Raw genomic sequence first — 11,572 nt, forward strand, 5'->3', positions numbered from 1 at the left:
ACCGAAGCTCAGGAATGTATTTATACATTGGTAGAGGAGCATTCTTAAAGGGGCGAAGCAGTACCGATAAGGAGCTGTGGACTTTTAAGAAGAGAGAATGCCGGAATGAGTAGCGAGATGGAGGTGGGAATCCTCCAGGCCGAATATCTAAGGTTTCCAGGGTAAAGCTGATCTGCCCTGGGTAAGTCGGGGCCTAAGGCAAGGCTGAGAAGCGTAGCTGATGGACAACAGGTTTAGATTCCTGTACCACATGATATCAGAACTGTGGGGACGCAGAGGGATAAGATGACCGGGGAACAGAACCCCGGGCAAGCGTAGGAGGTGTCAGGCAGGCAAATCCGCCTGATAAGCCAAAGACGTGACGCGGACCGAACTAAAGTAGGGAAGCATCCGATTCCAGCTGCCGAGAAAAGCCGCTATTGTGTATCATGTGCCCGTACCGTAAACCGACACAGGTGGATGAGGAGAGAATCCTAAGGCCGGCGGGAGAAGCATTGTTAAGGAACTCGGCAAAATGACCCCGTAACTTCGGGATAAGGGGTGCCAGAGAGATCTGGCCGCAGAGAATAGGCTCAAGCAACTGTTTAGCAAAAACACAGGTCTATGCGAAACCGTAAGGTGATGTATATGGGCTGACGCCTGCCCGGTGCTGGAAGGTTAAGAGGAGAGGTTAGAGCAATCGAAGCTTTGAATTGAAGCCCCAGTAAACGGCGGCCGTAACTATAACGGTCCTAAGGTAGCGAAATTCCTTGTCGGGTAAGTTCCGACCCGCACGAAAGGCGTAATGATTTGAGCGCTGTCTCGACAATGCACCCGGTGAAATTGAAATACCAGTGAAGATGCTGGTTACCTGCGCCAGGACGGAAAGACCCCATGGAGCTTTACTCCAGCTTGATACTGGGATTCGGTAATGCATGCACAGGATAGGTGGGAGGCTACGAGTACGGAACTCCGGTTTCGTATGAGCCGCTGTTGGGATACCACCCTTGCGTTACTGGGTTTCTAACCATGGTCCATGATCTGGATCGGGGACAATGTCAGGTGGGGAGTTTGACTGGGGCGGTCGCCTCCGAAAGGGTATCGGAGGCGCTCAAAGGTTCCCTCAGAATGGTTGGAAACCATTCGAAGAGTGCAAAGGCAGAAGGGAGCTTGACTGCGAGACCGACGGGTCGAGCAGGTAGGAAACTAGGACTTAGTGATCCGGTGGTATGAAAGTGGGATTGCCATCGCTCAACGGATAAAAGCTACCCTGGGGATAACAGGCTTATCACTCCCAAGAGTTCACATCGACGGAGTGGTTTGGCACCTCGATGTCGGCTCATCGCATCCTGGGGCTGAAGTAGGTCCCAAGGGTTGGGCTGTTCGCCCATTAAAGCGGTACGCGAGCTGGGTTCAGAACGTCGTGAGACAGTTCGGTCCCTATCCGGCGCAGGCGGAGGATATTTGAGAGGAGCTGTCCTTAGTACGAGAGGACCGGGATGGACGGACCGCTGGTGTACCGGTTGAGCTGCTAAGCTCATGGCCGGGTAGCCAAGTCTGGCAGGGATAAACGCTGAAGGCATCTAAGCGTGAAGCCCCCCTCAAGATGAGATATCCCATTCGTTAAGAAGTAAGACCCCTTGAAGACGACGAGGTAGATAGGGCAGAGGTGGAAGTGCAGTAATGTACGGAGCTGACTGTTACTAATCGGTCGAGGGCTTATCCAGGAAGGTCAAGTGGAGATTCAAAGGTTGATGATGTTCAATATGTGGTTTTGAAGGTATGTTACCTATGCACGAGTGGCTCAGTGGTGGAGTATCGCCTTGCCAAGGCGAGGGTCGCGGGTTCGAATCCCGTCTCGTGCTCTCAATGATACAAAAAAGGAGATATCCGTTGGATACCTCCTTTTTTGTATGTTCGAGCCCTGCCGGGTTCGAACGGTTCGAATGTCTACGCTCCGCTCCGGTCGTCGCAGTCGAACGTCCCCCGGACGTTCTGCGACGTCTCGTGCTCTCAAAGAGATAGAAAAAAGAGTCATCCATTGGATGACTCTTTTTTCTATGTTCGAGCCCTGCCGGGGTCGAACGGTTCGAATGTCTACGTTCCACTCCGGTCGTCGCAGACGAACGTCCCCCGGACGTTCTGCGACGTCTCGTGCTCTCAATAAGATGTGAAAAAGAGGAGATATCCGATGGATACCTCCTCTTTTTTTCGCATGTTCGAGCCCTGCCGGGCTCGAACGGTTCGAATGTCTACGTTCCACTCCGGTCGTCGCAACAATTTCAAATGCTTGTAAAACATAAGATTGCATGGTATGATAAAATATGTTCGGAAATGCTGGTTGATGGCATAAATCCAATTCTGTTAATGACACGCAGGAAGGTTGGATCATTGCTTACGAGCTGATTAAAGGAAAAACAGACATGAAGAATATATTTGAGACGGATCCGGAAAGTCACTATCGATTTTCATGGAATTTCAAGGTGAGTGTCAATGTCTCCTGGCGGCAGTTTGCACAGGAAAAGTTCGTGCAGGATGTGTGTGATATTCTGGAGGAAGAATATTTTCCTGCCTCCAATCTGATCCTGGAATTGACGGAGCATTGTCAGGCGTTGGATGAACAGATCCTGAAATGGCATATTGCGGAATTTCACAAATATGGAGTTGGGATTTCGGCAGATGATTTTGGAAGCGGATATTCTTCTTTCAATCTGATGAAAACTCTGGATTTTGACTGCATCAAGATCGATCAAAGCTTTATCCGAAATATTCTGGTGCAGCCTGCCGATCAGATCATGGTCCAGTCGATCATTAATTTTGCAAAGGCACTTGGCGTATCGGTTTGTGTAGAGGGAATCGAAAGCGAAGAAATTTTTCGGTTTATCCGTGAGGCGGATCCGGGGATGTATCAGGGATATCTGTTTGCGCAGCCGCTGACGATCACAGAACTGGAGAAGTTTAAAAAAAAAGAAGCTTTTAATATGAATCATGAGAAAGGGGCATAGCTGTTTTAAGGCAGTTGTAAGCGTATGGGAAAACATAGGGATGGCTTTAAGAGCCGGACAGGATTTGTGCTGGCCTGCATTGGGTCGGCAGTCGGTATGGGGAATATCTGGAGGTTCCCATATATGGTATCGGATTGGGGTGGAATGACATTTTTACTTCCATATGTTCTATTTGTAGTTCTAATTGCGTCTACCGGCGTGATCGAGGAAATGGCGCTTGGCCGCGCGGCAAAGAGCGGACCGATCAGGGCATTTGGCAAATGTACGGAGATCCGCACCGGAAATAAGCGGACGGGTGAGGTGATCGGTGTGATTCCGGTTCTTGGCTCTCTGGCGTTGGCGATCGGATATACGGTGGTCGTAGGATGGATCTTTAAATACGCGTTTCTTGCGATCACTGGCGGGCTGTTCCGGATGGGACAGGATATGGACGCAATCGGCGGACTCTTCGATGGAACGGCATCGTCCTTCGGAAATAACCTTTGGCAGGTGATCGCTATGATCGTGACGGGCGTGATCATGGCTTATGGAATCGCAGGCGGAATCGAAAAAGCGAATAAGGTCATGATGCCCCTACTGTTTGTATTGTTTCTGGGACTTGGCGCCTACATTTTCACACTGCCGGGTTCCGGACATGGATACCGGTATATTTTTACATTGAATCCACAGGGGCTGTTGAATCCGAGATTGTGGATCTATGCTTTCGGACAGGCATTTTTCTCCCTGTCCATCGCCGGAAACGGAACCGTTATCTACGGCTCCTATCTGAGTGACGAGGAAAATGTAGTGAGTTCCGCGAGAAATGTGGCAGTTTTCGATACCCTGGCGGCGCTGCTTGCGGCTCTCGTGATCATTCCGGGAATGGCAGCCGGCGGGGCAGAGCTTTCTTCCGGCGGACCGGGTCTCATGTTTATCTATCTTTTAAATGTATTTAACGGGATGCCGGGCGGACGCATCGTGGAGCTGGTATTTTATATCTGCGTCCTGTTTGCCGGTTTAAGCTCTCTGGTAAACCTCTATGAGGCACCGGTGGAGATGATGCAGGAGCGTTTTGGATTGAACAGAAGAAGTGCCGTGATCGTGATCGCCGTGTTCGGAGGCGCGATCGCGCTCATGATCCAGGGAATCGTTTCCGGCTGGATGGATGCAGTGTCGATCTATATTTGCCCGCTCGGTGCCATGCTGGCGGCGATCATGTTCTTCTGGGTTGCCGGAGAGGACTTTGCGCTTACCGCGGTCAATAAAGGAACCAATAAACCGATCGGCGGCTGGTTTATCCCGTTGGGGAGATTTGTACTGGTGCCGGCGGCTTTTATCGCTCTTGTGGCGGGGGCACTGCTTGGGGGAATTGGCTGATAAGAGATACTTCCGTGTTTCGTCAGGAGAAATCTGAGGACGATACGTGGAAATTTAATTGAGGAGGTAATTTACAAATATGAGCAGATTAAACGAATTGCTCCAACAGGCGGGCAATATTGGGCGGAATGAAGACGGTTCGATCACACGGCTGGGATTTTCAGAAAAATATTTCCAAGTGCTTGAGTTTTTAAAAGGACGCATGCAGGAGCTGGGAATGCAGGTGGAGACTGACCCGGTGGGAAATCTTCATGGCGTATTGCAGGGGAGTGACCCGGAAGCAAAATCCATCGTGCTCGGTTCCCACATGGATACAGTTATGCAGGGCGGTGTTTATGATGGAATGCTGGGTGTGACCGGTGCCCTGGAAGTTGCGGCCCGCTTAAAGGAAGAAGGACGTACCCTGCGCCATCCATTGGAGATCTGGGGCTTTAACATGGAAGAATCCAGTATTCTTGGCGGCACATTTGGAAGCAGATGTGTGACAGGGATGCTCGATCCGGACATTCCCGGATATGCGGAAAAATTAGCAAAGTTTGGCTGCAGTCCGGAAAAAGCAAAAGCAGCCAAGAGAGATATCAGCAAGTATGAGTGTTATCTGGAATATCATATCGAACAGGGCGATAAACTCGATCATACGGGAATCGATGTGGGAGTTGTCAGCGGAATCGTCAGCATCATCGACTATAAGGTAACGGCAAAAGGCATGAGCAACCATGCGGGCACAACGATGATGGCTAACAGAAAAGATGCGCTTGTCGGAATGGCAAAGCTGATCGTAGCAGCAGAAGAGCGGGCAAGAGAACTGAACGACACGCTTGTATTTACGGTCGGAAAGATCTCTGTATCACCCGGACAGGAAAATGTAATTCCGGGACAGGCTGTGGCGAACTTTGAGATGCGTCATATGGACAAAGCTGTAACAGATCAGTTCTATGCAGATATTCAGGCACTCGCAAAAGAGATTCCGAACTGTGAGTTTGAATTTGTAAATACCGGTGCCAAATATTCCACACCGTGTGATCCGAGATTGATCAAACTGATCGACGATGTCTGCACGGAAAAGGGAATCAGCCATATCATCATGCCCAGCGGTGCAGGCCATGACGCAAATTCGATGGCCCACGAAGGAGTTCCGATCGGTATGATCTTTGTCCCGAGTGTCAAGGGTATCAGCCATCAGGGTGACGAATATACAAAACCGGAACATATCGATATGGGGGCGGATGTTCTGTATCAGACTGTGTTAAAACTGGATGAAAATGGATTTTAATTTTATAGATGATTGAATGAATGGACAAATTTGGAAAACTATATAAATGAATGCGCTCACAGCTGCAAAAAATAAGCTGGAAGAGGGCGAGAAGATCGTACAGATCATGCAGATTACAGTTTATGTAAACTCTGAGCCGGATTTTACAAAGCAGCCGAAGATCGCGGATTTCGCGTCTGAGTATTTCTGCGAGGAGCTTGGTGAATCTGGTGTTGGAAGCCGCGCGGCTGTCGGTGTTGCGGTCCTTCCGGGAGAAGCGCCGGTGGAGATTGCGATCATTGCGGGGGTAGGAAGTATAAAATATTAGATTAAGAAGGAAAAGCTGCTGCCAGAAAGTTGTGCAGCAGCTTTTTAACAGAAAATTTATCTCACAATAAATATAGAAAAACACTGTTTACAGAGAACTTCTTGGGAAAGGAAAACTTTCAATCACATTAGCGACACACTGGACAGACCGCATTATTTCGATGGTGGAGAACAGGGAGACAGACATCGGAATTACCCCGCGTGTCTTTTATTCGAAGGCGGTGGAGGCTGTGCCGATCTTTAGGGAACCGTTATTTCTGCTTAGTTCAAAAAGCGTTTCTGATTACCCTGAGGTTGTGCAAGCACAGCAGTTAAAGCGTTTCAATGAAATCTATTTTGATTGGGGAACGGGGTTTGTGGAGTGGCATGAGAAGCAGATGAACCCGTTAGACCTGCCGCTTATGGTGACGGATACAACGGAGCTGATACCGGAACTTTTACGGATTCCTAATTCTTTCAGTATTATTCCTGCATGCATTTTTAAAGAAAAAGGAACTGATTGAGCAGTTTGAAAAGGAATGTAAAGAATATATACGGACGGTTGAGGACGTTATAAGTATTTAGCCGGAAAACATCTCTGCCGCCAGATTCGTAAATTCTTCCATAGCCTTTGATACATATCTCTTTTTCTTCCACATAACAGCGATGTCACGGCTTACATCATCGGAGTCCAGTTTGTAAAAAACGACGGGTTCATCGTGGTCAGACATGCGGACAACGGTGTCAGACAGGAGTGTGACACCGAGACCGGCACCGCAGGAGCGGTAGGCGGTGGCGAGCTGATCTAACTGCAGGCGGATATTTGGGGCAAAGCCATTCTGGGCACAGAGCCTTACGGCGCGCTCGTAGGCAATGGTCTCCGGGCGGAGCAGCAGAAAAGGGGCCTTTGCGAAGGAAGAGAGGGAGACGGAAGGCGCAGCCGGATCTAAATGAACACCGCGGCGAATCTCATCGGCGGTGAATGCCGCAGGAAGAAGGTCTTTTTTTATTCCCATAGAGGCAAAGAAATTTGGAGCATCTGGGACAGCGAGGAGAAAGTGGTCTTCGAAGAGGATGACGGAGTCGAAGGTGTCACCCTGCTGGTCCACCGGATCCACGAGGATATCGAGCGCCTCATTCGCGAGACGCTTTTGTAATTCAAGAGATGGCGCTTCCTGAACGTCCAGAGAGATTCCGGGATAGCGGCGGCTGTATTCGGCAACGACCGGGAGAACGATGCTGGAGAGAAAAAAACTGGAGGCGCCGATCCTCAGAGCCCCTGTTTTGAGGTTTGAGAGGTCGTTGCAGTAGACCTTCAGATCCTCTTCAATGCGGTGGAGCTTTTCCACGGCATCGATGTAGGCGCGGCCGGCGTCAGTTAAAAGAAGACGGGAGGAAGAACGCTCAAAGATGGGCTGGCCTAACTCCTGTTCTTCTTTTTTTACTGCAATGCTGATGGCGGGCTGGGTGATGTAGAGGTTTTTGGCCGCGGCGGAGAAGCTGCCGCAGCGGTAGATCTCGTAGATGTAGTCTTTTGACTGGAACATGTGTGGGACTCCTTTTATGCATAAATATATTTAATGAAAAATATCAATATTATAAATTTGATTATATAGGAGAAACGTGATATATTCAAGACGATCTTGAGAGAGACTAAAAGAATTTATGTGCCGGGAAGAGAGCTTTTGACGGATCAAAATAACAGCAAATACGAACAGCAGAACAGCGGAGACAGTTTCCCGGAGATGATGAAAGAACGCGGGCTGTGCAAAAAGGGAGAAGGAAATGAGTTACTTAAAAACATTGCTTATCATCTGCCCGATCTTCTTTATTTCGGGTATCATTGATTCCATAGGCGGAGGCGGAGGCTTGATCGCACTGCCGACATACTTAATGATCGGATTGCCGGTCCGCTCGGCTTACGGCTGCAACAAACTGCAGGCGGGTCTCGGAAATCTGGTCTCGGCGATCAAGTATTTTAAAAACAACATGGTCGATCTGAGGATCGCACTGGTCTCAGCCATCACGGCGATGACGGGGGCATGGATCGGAACAAAGATCATCTTTCTCCTTCCGGAGGAGAGCATCCAGAAGGCCATCACGGTGGCACTTCCGGTGATCGCCCTCATCATGGTTCTCAGAAAGACTGATGCGAGAAACGTGATCATGAGAAGCGAGATCTCAAAAAAAACAGTTGTTCAGGCATTGATCGTCGGCGTGATCATGGGATTTTACAACAGTCTTTTCGGACCGGGGATCGGTACCGTAGCGATCATCGCATTTACGATGATCATGCACTATGATGCGAGATGCGCGTCCGGTAACGGTAAGGTCCTCATTGTACTTACGAACGCCATCGCTCTTGTAAGCTATGTGAAAACGGGAAATGTCGCTTACGAGATCGCATGTCCGGCAGCACTCTGTGCCATTGCAGGAAACCTCGTCGGCGTCAATCTGGCGATCAGGAAGGGCGAGAAGATCATCAAACCGGTGATGTTAGTCGTAGTGATCCTCACTGTGATCAAATTTGCCTGGCAGAATCATCTGTGGGGTTAAAGGCATAAAATTCAATAAGGTTTACCTGTTTTTGTTTACCCATATAAAAGGGCTGGTCCTATTGTGGACCGGCTCTTTTTATGTAACAGGAAATTCCGGGGAATTCCCTGTTACACAAAAGGCACGAACGTGCCAAGGATGCGCACAGGGTAAGACTGCCGGTATATTTGCAGGGGCCGGATTTCTCAGGGCTTGTTTTTAAGGCAGGAATGAGATAAGATAGTGTTAAAAGAATTCAGGAAAGAAGTGGAAAAACTATGTATGATGAGTTAACAAAAAATGATATAAAGAAGATGGAAGAGGAGATCGAATACCGGAAGCTTGTAGTCCGGAAAGAGGCGATCGAGGCAGTAAAAGAGGCGAGAGCCCAGGGCGACTTAAGTGAAAATTTTGAATATTATGCAGCGAAGAAGGACAAGAACAAGAATGAGAGCCGGATCCGGTATCTGGAGAGAATGATCCGGACGGCGAAGGTGGTCTCTGATGAGTCAAAAGACGATGAGGTCGGCCTCTACAACACGGTGGACGTGTATTTTGAGGATGACGATGAGACGGAGACCTATAAGATCGTTACGACGATCCGCGGAAATTCCTTAAAGGGACTGATCAGTTCCGAGTCCCCGCTTGGAAGGGCACTTCTGGGGCATAAGGTCGGTGACCGGGTACATGTGCAGGTAAATGACAGAGCGGGATATGATGTGATCATCAAGCGTCTGGAGAAGACCGTGGATGATGGAAGCGACGCGATCCGGAGCTTTTAAAAAAGACATTTTTAAAGAAGACAGAGAGAGGTTGAGTATGAAGGATTTTAAAGTGGCGGGGTTTCCGCTGCCATTGTATGTCCTTATTCTGGCACTGACGGCGGCATGCATGTTTACGGGCTGTGTCCCGAAGAGTCTGGTTCCGGCGTTTTTAGTGTTGATGGTATTCGGTGAGGGCTTAAATGCGATTGGAAATAACGTACCGGTGGTGAAGACGTATCTCGGAGGATCTGTGATCTGTATTCTCGGTTCTGCGATCCTCACGGCAGGCGGACTGATTCCTGAGCAGACGATTGAGACGCTCGATTATTTTGTCAATGACAGTGGCTTCCTGATCTTTTATATCGCGGCGCTGATCTGCGGCAGTCTCTTTAATATCGACCGGAATCTTCTGCTCAGGGCTACCGTGAAGCTTCTGCCGGTGGCGGTGATCTCTCTTTCTATGGGAATTCTGCTTTCAGGAATTATGGGGATCATCCTTGGGGAAGGTTTCTGGGGTGGGATCCTCTATATCGGAGTGCCTATGACCAGCGGTGGAATGACAGCGGGTACAGTTCCTCTTTCTGCCATGTACTCCCAGGCGCTCGGCGTGGAAGCGGCGGATGTGCTGACAAAGATGGCACCGGCCACAGTGCTTGGAAACTGTGTGGCGATTATTTTTGGCGGTCTTTTAAACAACTTCGGAAAAAAACATCCGGAGACGACCGGAAACGGTGTATTGGTGAATGATGGAAAAACGGTGAAAAAGACACCGCCATTGAAGCCGACATTTGCGTCTTTATGCACCGGGATGATCATTGCGTTCGCCTTTTATCAGCTTGGCGCGATCTTGCACAGGTTTGTTCCTGTGATCCCGACGTATGCGTGGATGATCATTGCGGTCGTGCTTGTGAAGGGAACCGGCATCATGTCCGAAGAGCTGGAGGATGCGGCGAGAGAGTGGGGGCAGTTTGCCATTAAGAGCTGGACGGCGGCGGCACTTGCGGGGATCGGTTTTACGCTGATCGATCTGAATACAATTTTAAAGACTCTGACACCGTTATATCTGATCACGGTGGTACTCATCGTGGGGATCATTACGTTTACGGCGTCAGTTCTTGGAAAGCTGGTTGGCTTTTTCCCACTGGAATCTGCCATCGCAGCGGGGATGTGTACAACAAATATGGGCGGTTCCGGCAATGTGGCTGTTTTGAGCAGTGCACATAGAATGGAGCTTCTGCCGTTTGCACAGATCGTTACAAGATCCTGCGGAGCGCTGATGCTGACGATTGGAGGAATATTAGTGCAGATGGTGGGGTAGGATCTGGATTCTGTATTGTGAGCAGCAGGCTTTTGCACCTGCTGTGCTTGTTTTAGTAAAGTATGGGATTTTTGCCCGTAACTGTGAGGCACTGAACAGTTACATTATGCATTACAAACGGGGGAGTGGCAAAGATGGAACTATATCAGCTTCGATATTTTGTATATGCGGCGAAATATGAAAATATCACGATGGCGGCGCAGGAATTGAATGTATCCCAGCCTTCCATCAGTAAAGCGATCCAATCACTGGAGCGCGAATTAAAAACAGAGTTGCTACGGAAAAACGGAAGATCCTGTGTGCTTACCCGTGATGGATATTTATTGCAGGAAAGGGTAGTTCCTTTGCTTGAGGAAATAGAACGGCTTCCGTTGGAATTCCACAATAGACAGAAGAAGAAACTGATCCGTTTGAATGTTTTGACCGGAGGACTGCTTGTTCCGGAACTGATTCGCGAATTCCGGGAGGAAAATCCGGATGTTTTTTTTCAGGTATTAGATCGCAGAGAGGCAACCAAATGGGATGTCTGCATTCGAAGTACACTGCCTCAGTATGTGTTCAGCAATGCAGTAAAATTGATGGAAGAGCCATTGTGTCTCGCGTTTCATAAAGATTCGTGGTTGAGAAATGTGGAAAAAGTCAGGTTGTCGGATATCAGAAATGAAAAATTTGTTATGTTGAGAAGTGGAGGAAGTATCCGGACGATTTCAGACGCAATATTCGAAAAAGAAGGGATTATTCCGGATATTGCATTTGAATGTGATACTGTTAATATTTTGAGGCGCATGGTGCAGGAGGGGCTAGGAATCGCCATTTGGCCAAGGTATTCCTGGAGAGATCACCTGAGAAGCGAGACAGATTTTGAAAATGTCTGTTATCGGCCGATCGATAACAACGAATTCAAGCGATCTCTGTATCTGATCCTGCAGAAAGATCTGAAAATGACAGAAGAATTGACGGAGTTCTGCAAATACACAGAAAAATACTTTAATAATATTAAAGAAGAATAAATAAAATTGTGCCAAATTCATTCGAAATGAGAATGTAAGTTATTCAT

The 11,572-nt window shown here is 48.6% G+C and carries 10 protein-coding genes, 1 tRNA gene and 1 rRNA gene (1 of these 12 only partly in view); 11 read left to right on the forward strand and 1 reads right to left on the reverse strand.

The features are described from left to right. The 7 genes from ACXMYH_RS03235 to ACXMYH_RS03265 form a co-directional block, all read left to right on the forward strand. A 23S ribosomal RNA gene (locus ACXMYH_RS03235) occupies positions 1-1,706 on the forward strand; it begins 1,182 nt to the left of the window's first position. A gap of 66 nt (positions 1,707-1,772) precedes the next feature. Next, positions 1,773-1,844: transfer RNA gene (locus tag ACXMYH_RS03240), tRNA-Gly, on the forward strand. 558 nt (positions 1,845-2,402) lie between these two features. Then, positions 2,403-2,984, forward strand: coding sequence for an EAL domain-containing protein (locus ACXMYH_RS03245; protein WP_486555524.1), 582 nt, complete (start codon positions 2,403-2,405; stop codon positions 2,982-2,984). 24 nt (positions 2,985-3,008) lie between these two features. Next, positions 3,009-4,340, forward strand: coding sequence for a sodium-dependent transporter (locus ACXMYH_RS03250; RefSeq protein WP_118532417.1), 1,332 nt, complete (start codon positions 3,009-3,011; stop codon positions 4,338-4,340). A 79-nt stretch (positions 4,341-4,419) separates the two neighbouring features. Further along, positions 4,420-5,613 (forward strand): Zn-dependent hydrolase, encoded by a 1,194-nt coding sequence (locus tag ACXMYH_RS03255; RefSeq protein WP_118532415.1) that lies wholly within the window; start codon positions 4,420-4,422, stop codon positions 5,611-5,613. 46 nt (positions 5,614-5,659) lie between these two features. Next, complete coding sequence (locus tag ACXMYH_RS03260; RefSeq protein WP_486555525.1) at positions 5,660-5,920, forward strand: RidA family protein; 261 nt, start codon at positions 5,660-5,662, stop codon at positions 5,918-5,920. Between the two features lie 160 nt (positions 5,921-6,080). After that, on the forward strand, positions 6,081-6,422 hold the full coding sequence (locus ACXMYH_RS03265) for a hypothetical protein (RefSeq protein ID WP_486555526.1): 342 nt from the start codon (positions 6,081-6,083) through the stop codon (positions 6,420-6,422). Between the two features lie 57 nt (positions 6,423-6,479). Here the strand turns inward: ACXMYH_RS03265 and ACXMYH_RS03270 are convergent, their stop codons facing one another. After that, a complete protein-coding gene (locus ACXMYH_RS03270) occupies positions 6,480-7,445 on the reverse strand; it encodes a LysR family transcriptional regulator (protein WP_118532411.1) in 966 nt (321 codons plus the stop codon). A 238-nt stretch (positions 7,446-7,683) separates the two neighbouring features. On the opposite strand from ACXMYH_RS03270, the gene ACXMYH_RS03275 reads away from it, so the two are divergent. The 4 genes from ACXMYH_RS03275 to ACXMYH_RS03290 all read left to right on the forward strand — a co-directional run bounded on the left by ACXMYH_RS03275 (position 7,684) and on the right by ACXMYH_RS03290 (position 11,525). Further along, positions 7,684-8,454 (forward strand): sulfite exporter TauE/SafE family protein, encoded by a 771-nt coding sequence (locus ACXMYH_RS03275; RefSeq protein WP_021905198.1) that lies wholly within the window; start codon positions 7,684-7,686, stop codon positions 8,452-8,454. A 257-nt stretch (positions 8,455-8,711) separates the two neighbouring features. Next, positions 8,712-9,215, forward strand: coding sequence for a transcription elongation factor GreA (gene greA / locus ACXMYH_RS03280; RefSeq protein WP_015552730.1), 504 nt, complete (start codon positions 8,712-8,714; stop codon positions 9,213-9,215). A gap of 37 nt (positions 9,216-9,252) precedes the next feature. Next, a complete protein-coding gene (locus ACXMYH_RS03285) occupies positions 9,253-10,515 on the forward strand; it encodes a 2-hydroxycarboxylate transporter family protein (protein ID WP_118651810.1) in 1,263 nt (420 codons plus the stop codon). A 134-nt stretch (positions 10,516-10,649) separates the two neighbouring features. Continuing rightward, the gene (locus ACXMYH_RS03290) at positions 10,650-11,525 is read left to right on the forward strand and encodes a LysR family transcriptional regulator (RefSeq protein ID WP_486555848.1); all 876 of its coding nucleotides are present in this window, start codon (positions 10,650-10,652) and stop codon (positions 11,523-11,525) included. Positions 11,526-11,572 lie beyond the last annotated feature (47 nt).

It is taken from the genome of Pilosibacter sp. NGB245 (assembly GCF_057397225.1).